Annotated in this window: 17 protein-coding genes and 1 pseudogene; 10 read left to right on the top strand and 8 right to left on the bottom strand. The window is 70.9% G+C overall.

Annotation, left to right across the window (positions count from 1 at the left end; translation table 11 throughout):
- The first annotated feature begins 313 nt into the window (after positions 1–313).
- Both WMF28_RS40365 and WMF28_RS40360 read left to right on the top strand, forming a co-directional pair.
- Positions 314–649 carry an HU family DNA-binding protein gene (locus WMF28_RS40365; protein WP_437599034.1) on the top strand — a complete coding sequence of 112 codons (336 nt, stop codon included), beginning with the start codon at positions 314–316 and terminating at the stop codon, positions 647–649.
- 143 nt (positions 650–792) lie between these two features.
- Positions 793–2,223, top strand: a complete 1,431-nt coding sequence (locus tag WMF28_RS40360) for an ABC1 kinase family protein (RefSeq protein WP_437599032.1) — start codon at positions 793–795, stop codon at positions 2,221–2,223.
- On the opposite strand, the gene WMF28_RS40355 is transcribed toward WMF28_RS40360, so the two are convergent.
- The gene (locus WMF28_RS40355; protein WP_437599031.1) at positions 2,220–2,888 is read right to left on the bottom strand and encodes a hypothetical protein; all 669 of its coding nucleotides are present in this window, start codon (positions 2,886–2,888) and stop codon (positions 2,220–2,222) included. The genes WMF28_RS40360 and WMF28_RS40355 overlap by 4 nt on opposite strands.
- A gap of 99 nt (positions 2,889–2,987) precedes the next feature.
- Here WMF28_RS40355 and WMF28_RS40350 point away from each other — a divergent pair, with 99 nt between their 5' ends.
- Entirely contained in the window at positions 2,988–4,265 is a 1,278-nt protein-coding gene (locus WMF28_RS40350) for a citrate synthase (protein WP_437604360.1), read from the top strand.
- Between the two features lie 95 nt (positions 4,266–4,360).
- Here WMF28_RS40350 and WMF28_RS40345 read toward each other — a convergent pair whose 3' ends face one another.
- On the bottom strand, positions 4,361–5,572 hold the full coding sequence (locus WMF28_RS40345; RefSeq protein WP_437599030.1) for a serine/threonine-protein kinase: 1,212 nt from the start codon (positions 5,570–5,572) through the stop codon (positions 4,361–4,363).
- A 92-nt stretch (positions 5,573–5,664) separates the two neighbouring features.
- Complete coding sequence (locus tag WMF28_RS40340) at positions 5,665–5,886, bottom strand: hypothetical protein (protein WP_437599029.1); 222 nt, start codon at positions 5,884–5,886, stop codon at positions 5,665–5,667.
- A gap of 156 nt (positions 5,887–6,042) precedes the next feature.
- Here WMF28_RS40340 and WMF28_RS40335 point away from each other — a divergent pair, with 156 nt between their 5' ends.
- The 4 genes from WMF28_RS40335 to ggt all read left to right on the top strand — a co-directional run bounded on the left by WMF28_RS40335 (position 6,043) and on the right by ggt (position 11,405).
- A complete protein-coding gene (locus WMF28_RS40335; RefSeq protein WP_437599028.1) occupies positions 6,043–7,140 on the top strand; it encodes a hypothetical protein in 1,098 nt (365 codons plus the stop codon).
- 76 nt (positions 7,141–7,216) lie between these two features.
- The gene (locus tag WMF28_RS40330) at positions 7,217–8,269 is read left to right on the top strand and encodes a WD40/YVTN/BNR-like repeat-containing protein (RefSeq protein ID WP_437599026.1); all 1,053 of its coding nucleotides are present in this window, start codon (positions 7,217–7,219) and stop codon (positions 8,267–8,269) included.
- Between the two features lie 217 nt (positions 8,270–8,486).
- Positions 8,487–9,323, top strand: coding sequence for a hypothetical protein (locus WMF28_RS40325; protein ID WP_437599024.1), 837 nt, complete (start codon positions 8,487–8,489; stop codon positions 9,321–9,323).
- A 189-nt stretch (positions 9,324–9,512) separates the two neighbouring features.
- On the top strand, positions 9,513–11,405 hold the full coding sequence (ggt, locus tag WMF28_RS40320; RefSeq protein ID WP_437604359.1) for a gamma-glutamyltransferase: 1,893 nt from the start codon (positions 9,513–9,515) through the stop codon (positions 11,403–11,405).
- Between the two features lie 55 nt (positions 11,406–11,460).
- Here ggt and WMF28_RS40315 read toward each other — a convergent pair whose 3' ends face one another.
- Complete coding sequence (locus WMF28_RS40315; RefSeq protein ID WP_437599023.1) at positions 11,461–12,174, bottom strand: universal stress protein; 714 nt, start codon at positions 12,172–12,174, stop codon at positions 11,461–11,463.
- A 125-nt stretch (positions 12,175–12,299) separates the two neighbouring features.
- Here WMF28_RS40315 and purB point away from each other — a divergent pair, with 125 nt between their 5' ends.
- Entirely contained in the window at positions 12,300–13,598 is a 1,299-nt protein-coding gene (gene purB, locus WMF28_RS40310; protein ID WP_437599022.1) for an adenylosuccinate lyase, read from the top strand.
- Positions 13,599–13,647: 49 nt separating this feature from the next.
- Positions 13,648–15,444, top strand: a complete 1,797-nt coding sequence (locus tag WMF28_RS40305; RefSeq protein WP_437599021.1) for a DUF885 domain-containing protein — start codon at positions 13,648–13,650, stop codon at positions 15,442–15,444.
- 72 nt (positions 15,445–15,516) lie between these two features.
- On the opposite strand, the pseudogene WMF28_RS40300 reads toward WMF28_RS40305, so the two are convergent.
- From WMF28_RS40300 to WMF28_RS40285, 4 genes and pseudogenes are all read right to left on the bottom strand, one after another.
- A pseudogene (locus WMF28_RS40300) lies at positions 15,517–15,840 on the bottom strand (flap endonuclease); the annotation flags it as partial.
- Between the two features lie 29 nt (positions 15,841–15,869).
- Entirely contained in the window at positions 15,870–17,450 is a 1,581-nt protein-coding gene (locus tag WMF28_RS40295) for a lactate racemase domain-containing protein (protein ID WP_437599019.1), read from the bottom strand.
- Between the two features lie 72 nt (positions 17,451–17,522).
- The gene (locus tag WMF28_RS40290; RefSeq protein ID WP_437482888.1) at positions 17,523–18,185 is read right to left on the bottom strand and encodes an HAD family hydrolase; all 663 of its coding nucleotides are present in this window, start codon (positions 18,183–18,185) and stop codon (positions 17,523–17,525) included.
- A gap of 73 nt (positions 18,186–18,258) precedes the next feature.
- Positions 18,259–19,026, bottom strand: coding sequence for a phosphoadenosine phosphosulfate reductase family protein (locus WMF28_RS40285; RefSeq protein WP_437599018.1), 768 nt, complete (start codon positions 19,024–19,026; stop codon positions 18,259–18,261).
- A 79-nt stretch (positions 19,027–19,105) separates the two neighbouring features.
- Here WMF28_RS40285 and WMF28_RS40280 point away from each other — a divergent pair, with 79 nt between their 5' ends.
- A complete protein-coding gene (locus WMF28_RS40280) occupies positions 19,106–20,092 on the top strand; it encodes an ArsA family ATPase (RefSeq protein ID WP_437599016.1) in 987 nt (328 codons plus the stop codon).
- Positions 20,093–20,095 lie beyond the last annotated feature (3 nt).

The raw sequence follows: 20,095 nt of genomic DNA, 5'->3' as shown, positions 1-20,095 counted from the left end.
GAGGGTGCGCGCGCGCGACCGGGATCGCCTTCAACGGAAGGGGATCGGGTGATCTCCTACCCCGAGCGCCCGGCGTCGGGCCGCCCTCGCGGCGGGCGCATGAGGCCTGAAGAAGGGGCGATCTCGGCCGTTTTACTGGGGTTTTGGCGACCCGCCTCAGGGCCCCCCGGCGGTCCTTCCGCCGGAGCGACGCGCCCCCCGGGGCAAGAAACCCCTTTTTTTGTAGCTCCGATCGATGATTCGACACTGGATCTGCGGCGGCCGTTGTGTTTCCTTTGGCGCGCAAGAGGCACAAACCTCAGGAGGAATGAACATGGCGGCGAAGAAGACCGACGGGAAGAAGAGCGCGTCGCTCAGCAAGAGCGCGCTGATCAACGCGGTGGTCGAGGCGAACGAGAACGAGGTCTCGCGCAAGCAGGTCAAGGCGATCCTCGAGTCGCTGACCGACATCGCGTACAAGGAGCTCAAGAAGAACGGCATCTTCACGATGCCCGGCTTCGCGAAGTTCCGCGTCATCAAGAAGCCCGCCACCAAGGCGCGTGAGGGGATCAACCCGTTCACGAAGCAGCCGATGACGTTCGCGGCCAAGCCGGCCAGCAAGTCGGTCCGCGCTCGCCCCATCAAGGCGATCAAGGACTCGCTGTCCTGAGCCGATCCGGCTCGCTGGAGGGCTCCTGGACGCGGCGAAGGCCCGCGGCGGCCCCCTCTCCGGGACCCAATCGTCCCCGGGGAGCGAGCATGGCTGGCCCCGCGCAGCCCCTGCGGTAGCATGGTGCGGCTGCTCTGCCGCACATGACGCTCGCCGTCCGACTCCTCCGCGCGCTGTTTACATTCTCGGTCATCCTGACGAGCTACCTGATCCAGCTGGGGCTCGGGCGGGTGTTCGCGATGCGCCTCGGGCGTGGCCGCGCCGCGCGTGAGCTGCCTGGCTGGCTCACCGCCCGCCGCGCCCGGGTCGATCAGAACAACGCCCGACGCCTGCTGCGCGCCATGCTCAAGCTGCGGGGCGTCTTCATCAAGCTCGGCCAGGTGCTGTCCATCATGGGCGGCTTCCTTCCTCGGGCCTACGGCAAGGAGCTCGAGCAGCTCCAGGACCAGGTCCCGCCCCACCCCTTCAGCGATCTCGAGGCCGCGCTGCGCGCGAGCTTCGGTCGCTCGGCGAGCGAGCTGTTCGCGTCGATCGAGCGCGCGCCGCTCGCGGCCGCGTCGCTGGGGCAGGTCCACGTCGCGCGCCTCCGCGACGGCCGCAAGGTCGCGGTGAAGTTCCTCTACCCGGGCATCCGCGGGATCATCGCCGTCGATCTGCGCGTCCTGCGCCTCGCCATCCTTGTCTACAAGCGGTTCGTCCCGGTCGGGCGCATCGAGCGGGTGCACGAGTCGCTCGTCGACCTGCTCCGCCGCGAGACCGACTACCTGCACGAGGCCGCGTGCATGGAGCGGATGGCGGAGAACTTCGAGGGGGACGCCGGCGTCGCGTTCCCGGAGGTCATCCACGAGCTCACCACGCGCGACGTGCTCACGATGACGTTCATGGAGGGCATCAAGATCACCCGCCTCGACGCGCTGCGGAGCGCGGGCGTGGAGCCCTCGGACGTGGCGCTCCGGCTCGTGCAGGCCTTCTACAAGATGCTCTTCGCGGATCGCTTCTTCCACGCCGATCCGCACCCGGGGAACTTCCTCGTCGCCGCGCGGAGCGCGGAGGAGGGCGGCGGCTTTCGCCTCGTCGTCCTCGACTTCGGCGCGATCTGCGAGGCCCGGGGCGAGCTCATCGACGGGCTGCTCGACATCCTGAAGGGCATCTTCGCGCAGGACGACGCGGCGGTCGTCCGCGGCTTCCGGCGGATGGGCTTTGCCGCGCCCGGGGGCAACGACGCGCTGCTCGAGCGGACCGTGAAGGCCTATTTCGCGAAGCTGCTCAAGATCCGGGATCGCACGCCGGCGGCGCTGATGCGCGCCCGCCCCGAGCAGCTGGAGAAGCTGGCCGATCCCGAGCTCGAGCGCGGTGAGCTCCAGGAGCTGATGCGCTCGTTCGAGTACCCCGAGGACTGGTTCTACGTCGAGCGCGCCTGCGTGCTCCTCTTCTGGCTGGCCGCCCAGATCGATCCCAACCTCGACACGATGGCGGCCGGCTTCCCGTATCTGATGCCGCTGATGGCCGAGCGCGAGGCCAGGGCCGGGTCGGAAGGGCCGAGCCCGCCGGCGCGCCGGACGCCCGAGCGCTAGCGAGACGGGGGGCCGAAGCGCGGGCCGGGGCGGGCCAACCCGAGCCGCGCCAGGAAGGGCGCATAGCTCGCGTCGCGATCCGCCATGATCTCGGCGAGCCTGGCCTTGACCTCGGCGATCCCTGCCCCTTGAAGGCGCCGGTAATTGTCCTCGGCAGGGTCGGCCACAGGCTCGACGCCCGCCCCGGCGAGGACGGTCCCCGAATGGTTCAACCCCTCTGGAATCATCTGCACGAACGGGTCCGGCGCGTGCCGGAGGAGGCCGACGAGCCGGTGCGAGTTGGTCTCGTCCCCCGCCATCTCGGGGTGGAACGCGGCCAGCACCGGCGCGGGGTTGCGCAGCCGCCGCAGCTGTTCACCCAGGCGCGACGCGAACCGCTCGAACTGGGGCGACGGAGTGTGGATGCACGGGAAAACCAGGTGGACGACCGCGGACTCGGCCTCCAGCACGGCCGCCAGCGCCGTCTCCAGGACAGGCTCGCGATCGATCAGGACGTAAAAGCGTCCGAATCCGGTTGCGGCGTCGCGCATGAACGGGCAGAGCCGGTGACGAGCGATGACCTCGTCGGCGTAACGCCCGTGGACCCGCCGCACCTCGGCCGCGAGCCGAGGCGCCTCCGGGTGATGGACCAGCTCCCCCCGCACGACCGTCTCGTTCAATCGCATCACCTCATTTCTTGAGGAAGAAATCTGCCCTCAGCTCGTGATAGCTTACGCCGCGCTGCGGCGGAAGGAGGAGGCGTGCAGGAGACCGCGAAGTTTACGCTGAATAAGAACGGTGTGGAGCAAACGATCGAGCTGCCTGTGATCACGGGCACCGAAGGGGAGAAGGCGATCGATGTCGCATCCCTTCGCTCGAAGACCGGGTACGTCTGCATCGACCCGGCCTTCGTCAACACGGCCTCGACCACCAGCTCCATCACGTTCCTTGATGGGGAGAAGGGCGTCCTCCGCTACCGCGGCATCCCGATCGAGCAGCTCGGCGAGAAGTCGACCTTCGTGGAGACCTCGTACCTCCTGATTTACGGCAAGCTGCCGAGCAAGAGCGAGCTGTCGCGGTTCTCGACGCTGCTCACCCGGCACTCGCTCATCCACGAGGACATGAAGCGCTTCTTCGACGGCTACCCGTCGACGGCGCACCCGATGGCGATCCTGTCCGCGATGGTGCTCTCCCTGTCGAGCTACTACCCGGAAGCGATCGACGTGAAGAACACCGACCACCTCGACATCACGATCGCGAGGCTGCTCTCCAAGGTGCGCACGATCGCCGCGTTCTCGTTCAAGAAGTCGATCGGCCAGCCGTTCGTCTACCCGCACAACTCGCTCTCGTACTGCGCGAATTTCCTCAACATGATGTTCTCGGTCCCGGCGGAGCCGTACGAGATCGACGAGGACATCGTGAAGGTGCTGAACCTGCTCCTCATCCTGCACGCCGATCACGAGCAGAACTGCTCGACGTCGACGGTGCGCCTCGTCGGCAGCTCGAAGGCGAACCTCTTCGCCTCGGTCGCCGCGGGCATCTGCGCGCTGTGGGGCCCGCTCCACGGCGGCGCGAACCAGGAGGTCGTGACGATGCTCGAGGCGATCCGCTCCGACGGCGGCGACGTCTCGAAGTTCATCAAGCTCGCGAAGGACAAGACCTCGGGCTTCCGCCTGATGGGCTTCGGCCACCGCGTCTACAAGAACTACGACCCGCGCGCCGTCCTCATCAAGGCGGCCGCCGACAAGATCCTGGCGAAGCTCGGCATCAAGGATCCGCTGCTCGACATCGCGCAGCGGCTCGAGGAGACCGCGCTGCGGGATCCGTACTTCGTCGAGCGGAAGCTCTACCCGAACGTCGACTTCTACAGCGGCATCATCTACCGCGCGCTCGGCTTCCCCACGAACATGTTCACCGTCATGTTCGCGCTCGGTCGCCTCCCCGGCTGGATTGCCCACTGGAAGGAGATGAACGACGATCCGAGCGGCAAGATCGGCCGCCCGCGGCAGATCTACACGGGCGAGAACGCCATCGACTACACGCCGCTCGACGACCGCGCCTGACCGCGGCGGGGCCCCCGCGGTCCCGCCTGCAGCCCTCGAGCCCTGCCTGCCACGCGAGCCGCCGCGCTTGCCGGCGGCGGACCCCTCGCGGCCCGTCAGCAGCTCAGCAGCAGCAGGACGACGATCACCGCCACGATGACGCCCGTGGCGAGCGAGGCGCTGCCGACGAGCAAGAGCAGCTTGCCCGTCGACCATTGCGTGAGCGGCGTGCCGGCGCCGCGGGGCACCGTCGCGCTGTCGTCGAGCGTGCGCTCCGGCCGGCTCATCGAATGGACGGGGGGCGCGGCGGGCTCCACCACGGTCGGCTGCGGGCGAGCGCTCGGCGACACGCCGCCGGGCGAGGGCGGCGTCAGCGGCGGCGCCGGCTGCGACAGCGGCTGGCCGGCGCGGATCCGCCCCTCGAGGACGGCCTGCGCGTACGGGGGCGGCCGGCCGGCGAGCACCGTACGGACGTCCGCGCGCATCGTCTCGGCGTTGGGGTAGCGGTGGAACTTGATGAACGCCAGCGAGCGATCGACCACGGCCGCGACGGCGGGCGAGATCCCGGGCGTCACCGAGGCGAGCGGCGGCGCCGGCTCGGTCGCGGCAGCGATGACCTCCATCGCCTCCGTCACCTCGCCGTGCACCTGCCGGCCCGAGAGCAGGCGGAACATCGTCGCCCCGACCCCGAAGAGATCCGTCCGCCCGTCGATGTCGTGGATGAGGCCCGTCGCCTGCTCCGGCGCCATGTACGTCGCCGTGCCCATGATCATGCCGGTCTTCGTCGCGGTCTTCTCGGGCAGGCCGGTGAGCCCGTCGACGACGCGCGCGATGCCGAAATCGAGCATGCGAACGCGGCCGTCGTTGCCGAGGTGGATGTTCTCGGGCTTGAGATCGCGGTGCACGACGCCGCGCGCGTGCGCGATCGCCAGCGTCTCGAGGACCTGGTCCGCGAGCGCGAGCACCTCGCCGGGCGGCATCGTCCCGGTGCGCGCCATCCGATCGAAGAGCGTCTCGCCCTGGAGCGCCTCCATGGTCAGGTACGCGAGCCCCTCCGGCGTCTCGCCGGAGCCGAGCACGCGCACCACGCCGGGCACCGCGTCCGCTCCGCCGAGCGTGTTCCCGATGAAGCCCTCGCGCAGGAAGCGCTTCCGCACCTCCGCTATCGCGTTGAGCTCCGGGTGCAGCACCTTCAGCGCGACGTGCGAGCCGTCCGCCGCCCGTCCGAGCAGCACGCTCCCCATGCCGCCGGTGCCGAGCACGCGCTCGATCCACCACGTTCCAGCGAACGTCTTGCCGACCCAGTGCTCCGCGTCGTCGTCGTACACGCCAGGCGCCCTCGTTCGACCCGCCGCCATCCGAGGAGAGGGATGCTCGGCGGCGAAGCAACTGGTAGGCCGCTCCGCGGCAGGCGCGCAAGTTAATTGATGGCGGTCGTGCCGAAACGGGGGTCGTCGTCAAGCCGCTCGGCCGCCGCCTTGACCCCGGAGGCGACGCCGCGGAACGCGTCAGCCGGCATGCGAAACGTCACGCCGGGGCCGAGGAGTGTCACGTGGACGGTACCGCACCCGCACCGGGTGACGCGCGTCGCCTCATTCGAGGCAAGCTCCGTGTGTGGACCGCATTTCTTGGGCGCCGCCATGGTTGAACCTCTCCCACATCCTAGCAGCTTCTGTCCCCGTTCAGCCACGACGGCCTGGCCCCCGTCGGAACCCTGCTGGCCTCGTGACATCAGGGTCATGAAATTGCCCAACGGTGTATATCTCCATCATTGCTGCTGCATTGCCTGGAGGGACTCATGGCTGCTCGACCGCTGACGCTTGGTTTGCTTGTGCTGGGTGCTGTCGCCTGCATTGACGACCGCCCGAGCCCCGCCCCGGGGCCGGCGGTGGACGAGTCGCTGCTCGATCCGCCTCCGGCGGGCGAGGGCTTCCAGATGCAGACGGAGGACATCGAGGTGCCGCCGGGGGTCGAGCAGCAGGACTGCTATTTCTTCAAGGTCCGCGACCTCGCCGCGTCGAACGGGCTCGACCCGGACGCGCCCGTGAACCTCCACCGGGTGCAGATCGCGCAGCGCGACGGCTCGCACCACATGAACATCTTCCGCGTGCGGACCATCAAGGGGTTGGGGCCGGAAGGCGGGCTCCTTCAGAAGAACCAGGACGGCGTGGGGGAGTGCTTCAAGAGCCCCAACTGGGCCGACTGGCCGCTCCTCGCGAACTCGCAGCAGGACGGGCGGCTCGACTGGGAGTTCCCCGAGGGCGTCGCGAACGTCCTTGGGCCCGACGAGTGGCTCATGCTGCAAACGCACTACGTGAACGCGACGTCGCAGAAGACCCCCCAGGCAGTAGGCCGCGTCCGGGTGAACTTCTGGGCGCTGCCCACCGAGGAGGTGACGGCGGAGATGGGCACCGTCTTCGCGACAAAGCAGTCCATCCGTGTCTGCCAGTCGAACCCGCGGCCCACGTTCGAGGGCTCCTGCCAGATCAGCAGCCCATCTCCCGTGAAGATCATCGGCGCCAACGGCCATTTTCACAGCCGGGGCACGCGCTTCGACATGTACACGTGGGATGGCACGACGATCGGCACGCCCCCGGCCTCCGAGCTCTTCTACACCTCGAGCTCGTGGGACGACCCGCCGATGCTCACCTCACCGGAGCTCGACCTGGAGCTCCCGAAGAACGGCGGCGTCTGGTACGGCTGCACCTACGAGTGGCAGCCGCCGGACCCCGCCGTGGGGTGCAGCGGCCTCGACGAGTACGACGTGACAAAGAACGAGACCTCCGAAGAGCAGCTCGATTGCTGCTACACGTTCGGCCCGATCGTCGAGAAGAACGAGCACTGCAACATCTTCGTCTACTACTATCCGAAGCAGGACGACGTGTTCTGCAACTGAGCTCCCGGACCGCCGCGCGCGCTCAGCGCGCACCGACAGGATCGCTCGAGCTCGCTCCAGCCTGGTCTTGACCCCGATGCGCACCTGCCTGCACCCCGTTGTCGCGATGGCGCTCGGGGCGGCCGCCCTCGCCGGCTGCCCCGACAATCCTGTGACGCCACCGCCGGATGACGGACCGCCGGCGTGGCGCGTGCTGCTCGACGAGGGCGATCTCGATCGGGCGGTCCTGTCGATCTGGGGGACGGCGCCGGACGACGTGTTCGCCGTGGGGGGGCCGCTCGGCAACACGGGGCTCGCGTCGCTCGCGCTGCATTACGATGGGTCGACGTGGCGTGAGCTCCCGGCGGGCGGAGAGGAGACCTTCTGGTGGGTGGCCGGCTCCGGTCCGAAGGACGTCTGGATGGTCGGCGAGCTCGGCCGCGCCGTGCGATGGGACGGCGAGGCCTTCACGAGGTACGACACCGGGACGGTCGCTACGCTGTGGGGCGTAATCGCGTTCGCTCCCGACGATGCCTGGGCCGTGGGCGGCACGCCCGGCAGCGGCGCGGAGGGGGAGAAGGATATTGTCCTTCACTGGGACGGCAGCGCATGGTCGAGAGAGGCGTTGCCCGAGGAGCCCGGCCGCGCGCTCTACAAGATCTGGGGCGAGTCGTCCGACGACCTCTATGCCGTCGGCGAGTTCGGCGTGATCTGGCATCGCGCGGGCAAGACCTGGGAATTGCAGTCCGATCCGCCGATCGCGCAGGGCACCTTGTTCACGGCCGCCGGCTGCAGCCGTGACGAGGTGTACGCCGTCGGCGGGAGAGACGTGCTCCGCTCGGACGGCGAGGCGTGGCGCCGGCTCGAGATAGAGCTCACCAACGACGTGAACGGCGTCGCCTGCGGCCGTCCGGGCGAGGTGGCGATCGTCGGCTACGGAGGCCTCAAGCAGCGCCTCGTCGGCGGGGCCTGGATCGACGAGTTCACGGACGAGCCGTATGCCGACCTCCACGCCGTCTGGGCCGACGGGAAGGGGGCCTTCTGGGCGGTCGGCGGGGACTTCCTTAGCCGACCGACGCCGGGCAGGGCCCGCAAGGGCGTGGTGGCGCGCTACGGAGCCGGGCAGATCGCCGACACTGTGAGCCGATGATCACCAGGCCGCATGTCCTCTCACCAGCCCGGACATGCGCGCAGTATGGCATGTCGCCTCGGCGCGCCGTGAACTCGGCGACACGCCACGGCGGGGCGAGCACGACCGTAGAGACTTTTTTCCTGGGAAATGCTTCAAGGGGTGGTGCTGGTCGTCCGATTGCAATACCCGCGGAGACCACACGCGGATCCCGCGCTCCCAACCCAGGAGAATTGACATGCGACGGACTATTGCTCAGCTTGTTGTAAGCGTATTTACTTTTGCTGTTCCCCTGGCCATCACTTCCACCGCGTCGGCGGCGCCCGGCCCGGAGGCTTGTGGAAATGTCCAGCTCGCTGCGAGCGCAGCATGTGAATTTCGCACCTCGGGCGGGTGCACCGCGAGCTGCGAGCCGGTCAACCTCACGGCGGCGTGCGCCGGGAAGTGCGAGGGCGATTGCAACGCCAGCGCGACCGCCGAATGCAACGTCGAGTGCTCCGGGGATTGCTCCGCCAAGTGCGAAGTCGATCCCGGGAAGTTCGACTGCAGGGCGAGCTGCTCGGCGAGCTGCAAGGCGGACTGCAGCGGCAAGTGCTCGGCGGAGGCCAGCGGGGGCAGCGCGCAGGCGGAGTGCGAGGGGGCGTGCAAGGCGAGCTGCGACGGCGAGTGCAGCGCGAGCTGCGAGGTGACGCCGCCGAGCGCGGATTGCCAGGCCAAGTGTGATGCGAGCTGCTCCGGGGAGTGCAAGGCCGAGGCGAACTTCAAGTGCGACATCGACTGCAATGCGGAATGCACGGTCGATCTCCAGGGCGGGTGTGAGGCGCGGTGCACGCAGCCGGAAGGCGCCCTGTTCTGCAACGGCCAGTATGTCGATGTCGTCGGGAGCCTGCAGGACTGCCTGGAGTACCTGAGCACGCTGGAGATCGAGGTCGAGGCCCACGCCGAGGCCGAGGCCAGCGTCTCCTGCGCCGCCGCGCCGGGGTCGTCCTCGTCCGCGCCGTTCGCGGGCACCGGGCTCGCGGCGCTCGTCGCGGGCGCGGGCGTGGCCGCCGCGCGCCGTCGCAAGCGGTCCTGAGCGAGGTCCGGCGCACCTGACGGCGCAGGCGAGGCCGTGGAGGCGCCTCCAGACGGAGGCTCCTCCACGGCCTGTCGCGCGCCGCGGGGGAGCGCACCCTCGCCTCGTGCATCCATCCTCCAGGCCGGGGCGCCCCGCGCGGCCGGGCCTGGGTTTCTCCGGCACCGTAGTAGATTCGCGCCCACCTTGATGACCCTGCATCGTCGTTCGAGGCCGCGCTGGGTGCTCGCCCTCGCGCTGCTCGCCGGCTGCGAGGCCCGCACGCCGCCCGCCCCACCCGCGGCGGCGCCCGCGACGTCCGCCGCGCCGGCCCACGCCAGCGCCGCCGCGGCGCCGAAGGCCGCGAGCGCCCCGGCGCCGCCGGCGGCCGCCGTGGCGGATCCGGCGCCGTTGCCCCCGGATCCGCCGATCGCGCTCGCCTCGGGCGGCGCGCGGGCGGTGCGCGGCGACGCCGGGCTCGTGACCTCGGTCGAGGAGCACGCGACGCGCGCCGGCGCCGACGTGCTGCGGCGCGGGGGCAACGCGATCGACGCGGCGGTCGCCGTCGCGTTCGCGCTGGCGGTGACCCACCCGAGCGCGGGCAACATCGGCGGCGGTGGCTTCATGATGGTCCGCCTCGCGAACGGCGAGACGCAGGCGATCGACTTCCGCGAGGCCGCGCCCGCGTCCGTGACCACCGCGTCGAACATGGCCATGGTGCGCGCCGGCGCGTACGGCTACGCGTCGGCCGGCGTCCCGGGCTCGGTCGCCGGCCTCGCCCTGGCGCACGAGCGGTTCGGCACTCGGCCGCTCGCCGAGCTGCTGGCCCCCGCGATCTCCCTCGCGCGCAAGGGGCACCGCCTCGGCGCGCGGCAGGCGCTGACGCTGCGCTGGTCCTGGCCCCGGCTGAAGACCGACCGGGCCGCGAGCGCCATCTGGGGGCGGGGCAAGGCGCCGCTCGCCCAGGGCGAGCTGGTGCGCCAGCTCGATCTCGCCCGCACCCTGGAGACGCTCGCCACCGAGGGCCCGCGCGCGTTCTACGAGGGCGCGATCGCCCGGAAGATCGCCGCCGCCATGCGCGAGCACGGCGGCCACATCAGCGAGGGCGACCTGCGCGCCTACCAGGCGAAGTGGCGCCCGCCGCTCCGGTTCTCGTACCGCGGCTTCACCGTCGACACGATGCCGCCCCCGTCGATGGGCGGCGTCGCGCTCGCCGAGATCATGCTCACGCTGGAGAGGCTCAAGGCCCACGAGGCCCCCGCAGACTCCGGGCTGTCGCTGCACCTGTTCGTCGAGGCGGCGAAGCGAGCCTACGCCGACCGGCGAAAGGTGAGCGCCGACCCGGATTTCGTCCCGCCCGAGACGGCGCAGCTGCTCGCGAGGCTCCTCGACGGGAGCGCCCTCATGCGCCGCACGCCGCCCATCGACCCGGAGCGCGCCACGCCGGCGGGCGAGATCGCGAGCGCGGCGGGCGCGCTCGCGCCGGAGTCCCCGCAGACGACGCACTTCTCGGTGATCGACGCGCAGGGCAACGCGGTCTCGTGCACGACCACGCAGTCGGCGAGCTTCGGCGCGAAGATCGTGATCCCCGGGACGGGCATCCTGCTCGGCAACGCGATGGGCGCGTTCTCGGAGACAGGCATCAACGCGGTCGCGCCGGGCAAGCGCATGGCGAGCTCGATGACGCCCACGCTCGTGAGCCGGGACGACAGGGTAGCGCTCCTCCTCGGCTCGCCCGGCGGCGATACCATCCCGAACACCGTGGCCCAGGTGCTCCGCAACCTGGTCGACCACGGGATGACCATCGACGAGGCGGTCCGCCGCGCGCGCATCCACCACCAGTGGCTGCCGGACCGGGTGCGCGTCGAGCGGCTGACGCCGCCGCCGCGGGCCGCCCTCGACGACCTCGCGCGGCGCGGGCACGCGGTCGTGCTGGACCCGATGCCGATCGGCGACGCGAACAACATCCTCGTTGACGCCGCCGGCGTGGCGTGGGGGTACGCCGACACGCGCGAAGGGGGCACGACCGAGGGGGTCGTCGCGCCCGACAAGCTCGGGCCGGCGGCGCAGGCCGGCGCGCCGCCGGCGTCCAGCGCGCGGTAGGTCGCGGGCGGGCGGCGACGTCGAGCGCGCCGCCGGCGTCCAGCGCGCGGCGGCGTCAGCGCAGCCTCGGGTCGTACTCGGCCGCGTCGGCGTCGTCGTCCTCCTTGGGGCGCACGACGACGACCGGGCACGGCGCGTTTCGCACGATCCGATCGGCGGTCGAGCCGCCGAACAGCCGCTGGAGCGGCGACTGCGGGTGCGTGGCCACGACGATGAGATCGGCGCTGAGCTCCCGGGCGAGCGAGACGATGGCCCGGTCGGGGCGGCCCGTGCGGAAGTGCATCGCCATGAGCCGGGCCTGGCCGTCGGCGAAGCGGTGCTGGAGCACCCGGAGCGAGGGCGGCGGCGACGACGCGCCCGGCACCGTCACGTCGCGCACCGCGGGGGCGACCTGCCGCGGGCCGACGACCACGGCGTGGATCTCGGTCTCGCCCCGGAGCGCCGCCAGGTCGAAGGCGAAGCGCCACGCCCGCCCGCCCGGCTCCGACAGGTCCATCGCGACCACCACGATGTACGGCTTCAGGAGGCGAGCGGCGCGCGCGGTCGCGCGGGCCGGCTCGCTCACGGGGGCGGCGACCTCGCCGGCGCGCCCCTCCGGCTCGCCCCGGCCAGGCTCGCCCGGGTGGCCCGCGGGCGCCCTGGCGGTTCCGGTCGGCTCGCTCGCCCCCGCGGGCAGCGTCTCCGGCGCGGCGTCGCTCTCCCGGGGCGGCGGACAGGCGACCGGCCTGCCCAGATGGGCGTGCGCGGGCGCCGGTGCTTCGGTCGGCATCGCGCGCAAACGTTTGCAACGCGCCGCGCGACCGCAAGCGCCGTACGGCCCGTTGCGACGGCGAGCGCGTGCCCCGACCCACTCCATCCTTGACGCACCCTCCAGACCTTCGCAGCGTCCCGCCCATGATCCCCCGCTACACCCCGTCCGAATTCGAAGATCTCTGGTCGCCCGCCACCCGATTCTCGACCTGGCTCGAGGTGGAGCTCGCCGCCTGCGAGGCGATGGAGGCCGAAGGGCTCGTGCCCGATGGCATCGCGAGAGGGATCCGGGCGAAGCAGCTCTCGCTCGATCCGGAGCGGATCGAGTCGATCGAGCGCACGGTCAAGCACGACGTCATCGCCTTCCTGACGCACGTCGAGGAGCTGGCGGGCGAGGGAGCGCGGTGGCTGCACCGGGGGATGACCTCGAGCGACGTGCTCGACACGAGCCTCGCGATCCAGCTCGTCCGCGCGGCGGACCTGCTCTCGGCCCGGCTCGACAAGCTCTGCGACGCGCTCGCGCGGCGCGCCGACGAGCACCGGCGCACCCCGATGATCGGCAGGAGCCACGGCATCGCGGCCGAGCCGGTCACGTTCGGCCTGGCGCTCGCGGGCCACCTCGCGGAGATGAAGCGCGGAAGGGCGCGCCTGCTCGCCGCGCGCCAGGCGATCGCGGTCGGGAAGATCGCCGGCGCCGTCGGGACGTACGCGCACCTGTCGCCGCGCATCGAGGAGCGCGCGCTCGCCGCCCTGGGCCTGCGCCCCGAGACGGTCTCGACGCAGATCGTCGCGCGCGACCGCCACGCCGAGTTCTTCGCCGCGCTCTCGCTCATCGCGGCGGGCATCGAGCGGCTCGCGACCAACGTGCGGCACTGGCAGCGCACCGAGGTCCGCGAGGCGGAGGAGCGCTTCTCCGTGGGCCAGAAGGGATCGAGCGCGATGCCCCACAAGCGCAACCCCATCCTCAGCGAGAACCTGTGCGGCCTCGCGCGCATCGTGCGCGCGGCCGTGATCCCCGCGCTCGAGAACGTGTCGCTGTGGCACGAGCGCGACATCTCGCACTCGTCGGTCGAGCGGATGATCGCGCCCGACGCGACCTCGACGCTCGGGTTCATGCTCGACCGCGCCGCGGGGCTCGTCGACGGGCTGGTCGTCTACCCCGAGAGGATGCGCGAGAACCTCGACCGCACGGGCGAGCTCTTCTTCAGCGAGGCGGTGCTGCTGTCGCTCGTCCAGAAGGGCAGGCCGCGGCAGGCGGCCTACGAGCTCGTGCAGCGCTGCGCGATGCGCGCCATCGCGGGCGAGGGCCGCTTCCGCGACAACCTCGCCGCCGACGCCGACGTCGCCGCGCTGCTCGCCCCGGACGAAATCGCGCGCTGCTTCGACCTCGACCACGCGCTCTCGCACGTGGACGCGATCATCGATCGAGCGCTCCGCGACTAGCCTGCGCCGTTGACCAGCACAGGCCGGTTTGACAGGCTCACGGCCCGTGATGGCCGCCCCTGCAACCCCACCCGTCCGCCGCCCGCGTCGCCTCGCGGCGCTCGCCGCGCTGCTCGCGCCGCTCGCCGCCTGCAGCGGGGGCGCCTCGGCGCCGCCTCCCTCCACGGGCGCGAGCCCGCCCGCCGCCGCGCCCCCGGCGGCCGCGGCGCCCGTGGAGCCCGCGCGGCCGCTGGAGGCGCCGCGGGAGCCGTTCGCGGCGCTGCGCGACCGGATCCTGCGCGAGTGGGTGACGGACGAGCCGGCGTTCGCGCGCTCGCGCGGGCTGCACGACCAAGACGGCAAGGTCGGCGACTACTCCGCCGCGGCGATCGAGCGGAGGCTCGCGCGCCTTGCGCGGGATCGCGCGGCCCTCGCCGCGATCGACGCCGCGGCGCTCTCCCCCGACGAGGCGCTCGACCGCGCGCTCATCCTCCAGCAGATCGACCTCAAGCTCTTCCACGGCAGGGACCTCGAGGACTGGCGCCGGCAGCCGCAATTCTACGGCGAGCTGTTCGGCGTGAACCACTACCTCGATCGCGCGTATGCGCCGCTGCCCGAGCGCGCGAGGCGCCTCCTCGAGCACGAGAAGGCGGCGCTGGCCCAGGTGCCGCGCATCCTCGAGAACCTCGCGAGCCCGCTGCCGAAGCCGGTGGTCGAGGTCGCCGTGAAGATCTTCCGGGGCTACGCCGAGTACCTGCGCGGCGACGTCGTGAAGCTGCTCGAGGGCGCGGGCGACGCCGCCTTCCAGGCTGATTTCGAGCAGACGAACGCGGCGCTCGCCGGCGCGGCGGAGGGGCTCGCCGAGCACCTGGCCAGGGTCGAGCTGCCGAAGGGCGACGCGAGCCACGTGCTCGGGGAGGCGCGGTACAGGAAGCTCCTCCTCGCGCAGGAGGGGCTCTCGATCCCGCTCGCCGAGCTCAAGAAGATGGGCGAGGAGGACCTCGCGGCGAACAAGGCGGCCTACCAGGAGCTCGCCCGGAAGGTGAAGGTCACCCGGCCGAGGGCGGAGCAGCTCCTCGCCGAGGCGACGCGGGTGATGGAGGCGTCGCGCAGGTTCGTCGTCGACCGGGGGCTCGTGAGCCTCCCGTCCGACGAGCGGGCGCTCGTGAAGGAGACGCCGCCGTACATGCGCTGGAACTCCGCGTTCCTCGACGCGCCGGGGCCGTTCGAGCGGAAGGGGCTCGAGGCGTTCTACTACATCACGAAGCCCGACCCCTCCTGGCCCAGGAAGGAGCGGGAAGAGTACGTGATGTCGCGCGGGACGCTGGTCTCGACGACCGTGCACGAGGTCTACCCGGGGCACTTCGTCCAGGGCCTGTGGGAGAACCGCGCGCCGACCGAGGCGCAGAGGATGTTCGGGAGCTACTCGTTCGTCGAGGGCTGGGCCCACTACGCCGAGCAGATGATGATCGAGGAAGGGTTCGGCAAGGAGGACCCGCAGAGCCGGCTCGGTCAGCTCACGGACGCGCTGCTGCGCAACTGCAGGGTGGTCGCGTCGCTCGGCGTGCACGCCGAGGGCATGGGGCTCGACGAGGCCGAGCGCCGCTTCGTCGACGACTGCTTCCAGGATCGCGCGACGGCGCGGGAGCAGGCGGTGCGCGCGACGTTCGACCCCGGCTACTTCGCCTACACGCTCGGCAAGATCCAGATCCTGAAGCTCCGGGAGGAGGCGAAGGCGGCCCTCGGCCCGGCGTTCTCGCTTCGCCGCTTCCACGACGCGCTCCTCGCGCACGGTTCGCCGCCCGTGCCGCTCCTCCGCGAGCGCGTGCTCGCCGAGCTCAGGGCCCCGGAAAAGAAGCCGCCTTGATGGAGGCCCGCGGGCCGCGCTCCGCTCACGCCTCCGGCGCCCAGCGCGTCGGCCGCGACCTCAGCGTGCGCACGTCCATCGCGTCGCACCACGCCTCGAAGCGGCCGCGCGGCACGCCTCCTCGACCGGATCGAACTGCCCGCGCAGCACGGGATCCATGCCCTCGTCGCTCTTGTACCCGGCGAACAGGTCGTTCCTGAACGAGCGGATCGGGTTGTCGAAGGCGACCGCGAGGTGCGTGACCTCCTCGTCCGCCTGGTGCACGAGCGCGAGGAGCGAGGCGACGACGCCCACCGTCGCCTTCGCGTCCCAGCCGGTGGGCGCGCGGTGCCCGGGCCGCTTCGAGAAATGGGCCCGGAAGAGCTCGTACGTGCCGTCGATGAGGTGCAGCCGCATGGTGGCTCCTCCCGCGGGCGGCGCGCCCGCTACGCCGTCATGTCGGCCATGAAGATCGGCGGGCTGTGGAGGGCCATGATCTCCGGCGTGGCCGGGGCCGACTGCTTCGCCATCCGGAGCGCCTCATCCATCGTGCGCGCCGTCTCCCAGCCGAGCAGCTGCGGGATGTACTCGTTGTCGGCGCCGACCACGATCATCCGGCCGATGTGCTGCCGGCCCGCCTCGCCCCAGTACCACATGAAGAACGGGTGGGTCGGGTGGTACGCGTGCCCGAAGCGGTACATCTCGATGTACGCCGGGTTCTCCGAGAACTTCTTCTCGTACCGCTTGTGCAGCTCCATCGCGTCGCGCGTCTCCGGCAGCAGCCGGTGGACGAACTCGATGTACGGGGCGTGGTGCTCGTTGTCGAACAGGTCGGTGCAGGGGTGGAGGATGATCATCGTCCCCCCCTTCTTGAGCATCGGCGCGCCCCGGTAGAGGTTGAACATGTAGCCGTTCGCCATCACCTGCACGAGCAGCGGGTTCAGGAACGAGTTCACGTTGTACGGGCTGATGTACGGGATGCCCGTGACCAGGATGTCGGCCTGGCCCGTGACCGGGACGAGGTACTGGTCGAAGCTGCGCTTCAGCGTGTGCTCGTGGACGGCCTCGGTCTCGCCGGCGAACACCCCGGTCACGCCGTACGGCGACGGGACGCGCTGGAAGATCGCCTGGCGCGCGGGCTGCGGCACCTTCGACAGCGTGAAGCGGAGGGCGCGCAGCGCGCTCTTCTCGCCCGCGCTCAGGTCGTCCTCGTTCCGGGCGAGGAACTCGAGCGGGCGATCGAACATGCGGTTGTTGATCGTCGTCTCGATCGTGAAGACGTTGAGCTTCTTGTTGGCCAGCCGGCCCATGCGCTCGACGCTCGTGTGCAGCGCGGAGCTCTTCGGATCCATGTACGAGTAGCAGTCGCGCATCACCCGCGGGTTGTGGTGCGCGCGCAGGCTCCTGTACCCGCACAGGCCGACCGAGACCGACTTGTGCCCGCCGTCCATCGGCACGAGGTTCAGGTTCACGTAGATCACGAGATCGCTGTCGACCGCGCGCTTGTTGAGCTCGACCTCCTCGCCCATGTCGGTCGTGCCGATGTGCTTCATGTTGGCGAGGTTCTCGGCGTCGTGGTTGTAGAGCTTCTTCGGCCAGTAGGCGTTGAAGATCCTGTCGCCGACGATGTGGCGGACCTCCCAGTCCTTCATCCGCCGGTGGACGCTCGTGGCGATGATGATCTCCACGTCGTCGACGCCGTAGTCCGAGAGCAGGTCGAGCACGATGGTGAGCACCCGCTCGCGGATGTCAGGCCGCTTCATCGGGGGCAGCGGCAGCGAGATGTCGTCCACCGCGATCGTGACCTTCATCCCCGGGCGGAGCTTCGCGTAGAGCGGCTCCGAGTTGTACGGGTGGTTGATCGCGTAGCGGATCGCGGCGTCGACGTCCTTCAGCGGCTCGATGGGCGGCTTCGCGTAGAGCACCCGGGTGCCGGTGGGCAGGTCGACCTCGACCAGCTGGTCGCCTGAGAAGAGCACCCGGGGGGCGCTGCGGCTGTCTAGCGTGACGACGCAAGGATGGCTCATGGGGCTTTCAGAGCAGGGGGTGCGACGTGTTGGGCTGTGGCGTGGCTCCCCGCCGTCCGGCGGGGGCGGGGGTCATGCGGCGAGGTGGAGGATCGGCCAGTGGTAGGCCTGCGCGAGCAGCTTCAGCTTGCGGTCCGGGTTCACCGCCGCCGGGTAGCCGACGACCGAGAGCATCGGGACGTCCGAGTAGCTGTCCGAGTAGGCGAAGCACTCGTCGAGGTCGTGCCCGCGCGCGTGCGCGTGCTCGCGGATGAGGCGCGCCTTCTCGGGCCCGGCCACCACGGGGCGCAGGAGCTTCCCCGTCGCGAACCCGTCCTTCACCTCGAGGCGGTTCGCGATGATGCCGGTCGCGCCGAGGTGCTCGGCGAGCCGCTGCATCAGGAAATCCAGCGCGCCGGAGATCAGGACGACCTCGTGCCCCTTGTCGAGGCTGCACTTCACGAGGTCCCGCGCCTTGCCGTAGATGGCCGGCTTGAGCACCTTCGCGAACGCCTCCTCGGCGAGCGCGACGAGGCGATCCTCGGAGACGCCGTCGAACGAGCTGAAGAGCAGCTCGTTGAAGAGGCGCCGATCCTGGAGCTCCGCCATCGCCATCCAGGGCGCCTTCACCAGAGCGCGGCCGAGCTTCGCAAGGCTGTGCATCGGCGTCGGCTGGTTCAGCATGTAGAACACCGTCGGGTGCACGAGGTTGGTCGTGACCAGGGTGCCGTCTACGTCGAAGTAGCTCGCCGGCATGCAGGGCAAATCTCCCTGCATCCCGTTTGAGTCAAGATCGAGCTGCCGCGAACCGGTGTTCGCAGGCGAATCGTCACGTCGCGAAGAGGCGCTCGTACCGGTCGTCGAGCTCGATGCCGCCGTCGGTCTCGCCCCGGTCGACCGGGTTGATCCCGCAGTATTCGACGCTCGCCAGGTGGCGCCAGCGCCCGGCGCGCTCGGGCTCGTCGGGCAGCACGGGCGTCGTGCACGGGAAGCAGCCGATGGTGCGGAAGCCCATGGCGTGCAGCGGGTTCTCGATCGCGTCCGGGTGCGCGGCGAAGTGCGCGTCGAGCGCCTCGCCGCTCAGCGAGGCGAACGGGTGGACGCGGAGCACGTTGTTCGCCGGGTCGAGCCCGAACGGCGCGACCTTGGCGCGGGCGCCGCCCTCGCCCCGCCGGAGCGCCGCGACGAACGCGTCGTAGCGGCCCCGGATGGCGTTCAGCGGGGCCGACTTGCGGAGGTCGCAGCACCGCTCCTGGCCCTCCTTCGAGAGGTAGAGCAGCCCCTCCTCGCGCGTCTGCTGCGCGAAGGTGCGCTCGGGCGAGAGCGTCACGACGCGCAGGTTCGGGTGGGTCCGCGCGAGCTCGCCGCGGGTGGCGAGCGTCTCGGCGTGGAGCACGCCGGTGTCGACGAAGATCACGTCGAAGGGGAGCCCGGCCCGGTCGGCCATGTGGCACAGCGCGGTCCCGGCCCGCTGCATGCTGCTCATGATGGCCGCGCGGGGACCGAAGGACTCGCGGACGAAGCGGAGGAGCTCGACGGGCGACGCGCCCTGGAAGCGTCGGTTCAGCGGTTCGAGGTGTCGCTCGGTGATGCGCATGGGCGATGGATAGCAGAGCCCGTTTCCCTGATCCGGGTTGCCTTCGCCTGAGCTTGCGCCTAACTCCGCTGACGCGGAAATGACCAGCGCCCATCTAGCCTTGCAAGCGGGCGGGCTCGGCCAGGATCTGCCGGAGCTCGAGCGCCGGCGCTTCCTGTTCGTGACCGGCAAGGGAGGCGTCGGGAAGACGACGATCTCCGGCGCCCTCGCCCTCGCCTTCGCCGCCCGCGGCAAGCGCGTCCTCGTCGCGATGTGCAACACGAAGGAGCGGCTCTCGGCCATCCTCGGCACGAAGCCGATCGGCCAGGAGGTCACCCAGGTGGCCGAGGGCGTGTGGGCGGTGAACATCTCGCCGGACAAGGCGCTGCGGGAGTACGGCGAGATGGTCCTCAAGGTGCGGGCCGCGGCCGATCTCGTGTTCGACAACAAGTACACGCGCACCTTCTTCCGCGCGGTGCCCGGGCTGTTCGAGTGGGCGATGCTCGGCAAGGCCTGGTTCCACACGACCGAGCTGCTCCCGGACGGCTCTCCCCGCTTCGATGTGGTCCTGCTCGACGCGCCCGCGACCGGGCACGGCATGGACATGCTGCGCGTGCCCAAGGTGATCCTCGACGTGGCGCCGCCGGGCATCCTGCGCCGGGACGCCGAGGCGGCGTGGACGATGTTCAGGGATCCCGCGCGGAGCGGGGTCGTCGTGGTGACGCTCCCGGAGGAGATGCCGGCCACCGAGACCGTCGAGCTCGTGGCGGAGATCCGGGGCGAGCTCGGCCTGCCGGTCCACCGGCTGATCATCAACAGCGTGCTGCCGCCGCTGTTCTCGCCCGAGGAGCGGCGGGCGCTGCTTGTCGATCCGGGGCGGCTCGACATCGCGGCGCCGGCGCGGGCGGCGGACACCGCCGAGAGCGCGATCGTGGCCGGCGCGCGCCGGGCGATGCGCGAGTCGGTGCAGCACGAGAGCCTGGCCCGCCTGCGCCGTGAGCTCGACCTGCCGACCGTGATCCTGCCGTTCCTCTTCGACGAGGCCTCGACGGTCGCCGGCACCCGCAGGCTGGCCGCGCGGCTCTGAGCG

Origin of the sequence: Sorangium sp. So ce590 (assembly GCF_051521365.1) — a bacterium.
In the GTDB taxonomy this organism is placed as follows: Bacteria; Myxococcota_A; Polyangia; order Polyangiales; family Polyangiaceae; genus Sorangium.
The sequence above is the reverse complement of the archived record's forward strand: the minus strand, read 5'-3'. Positions and strand labels throughout refer to the sequence as shown.

Bases quoted from the DNA above. Each gene is read 5' to 3' on its own strand.
- WMF28_RS40360 (WP_437599032.1), top strand. From the start codon at position 793: ATGACGCTCGCCGTCCGACTCCTCCGCGCGCTGTTTACATTCTCGGTC.
- purB (WP_437599022.1), top strand. From the start codon at position 12,300: ATGATCCCCCGCTACACCCCGTCCGAATTCGAAGATCTCTGGTCGCCC.
- WMF28_RS40290 (WP_437482888.1), bottom strand. From the start codon at position 18,185: ATGCCGGCGAGCTACTTCGACGTAGACGGCACCCTGGTCACGACCAAC.
- WMF28_RS40355 (WP_437599031.1), bottom strand. From the start codon at position 2,888: ATGCGATTGAACGAGACGGTCGTGCGGGGGGAGCTGGTCCATCACCCG.
- WMF28_RS40330 (WP_437599026.1), top strand. From the start codon at position 7,217: ATGCGCACCTGCCTGCACCCCGTTGTCGCGATGGCGCTCGGGGCGGCC.
- WMF28_RS40365 (WP_437599034.1), top strand. From the start codon at position 314: ATGGCGGCGAAGAAGACCGACGGGAAGAAGAGCGCGTCGCTCAGCAAG.
- WMF28_RS40325 (WP_437599024.1), top strand. From the start codon at position 8,487: ATGCGACGGACTATTGCTCAGCTTGTTGTAAGCGTATTTACTTTTGCT.
- WMF28_RS40280 (WP_437599016.1), top strand. From the start codon at position 19,106: ATGACCAGCGCCCATCTAGCCTTGCAAGCGGGCGGGCTCGGCCAGGAT.
- WMF28_RS40295 (WP_437599019.1), bottom strand. From the start codon at position 17,450: ATGAGCCATCCTTGCGTCGTCACGCTAGACAGCCGCAGCGCCCCCCGG.
- WMF28_RS40340 (WP_437599029.1), bottom strand. From the start codon at position 5,886: ATGGCGGCGCCCAAGAAATGCGGTCCACACACGGAGCTTGCCTCGAAT.
- ggt (WP_437604359.1), top strand. From the start codon at position 9,513: ATGACCCTGCATCGTCGTTCGAGGCCGCGCTGGGTGCTCGCCCTCGCG.
- WMF28_RS40285 (WP_437599018.1), bottom strand. From the start codon at position 19,026: ATGCGCATCACCGAGCGACACCTCGAACCGCTGAACCGACGCTTCCAG.
- WMF28_RS40305 (WP_437599021.1), top strand. From the start codon at position 13,648: ATGGCCGCCCCTGCAACCCCACCCGTCCGCCGCCCGCGTCGCCTCGCG.
- WMF28_RS40335 (WP_437599028.1), top strand. From the start codon at position 6,043: ATGGCTGCTCGACCGCTGACGCTTGGTTTGCTTGTGCTGGGTGCTGTC.
- WMF28_RS40315 (WP_437599023.1), bottom strand. From the start codon at position 12,174: ATGCCGACCGAAGCACCGGCGCCCGCGCACGCCCATCTGGGCAGGCCG.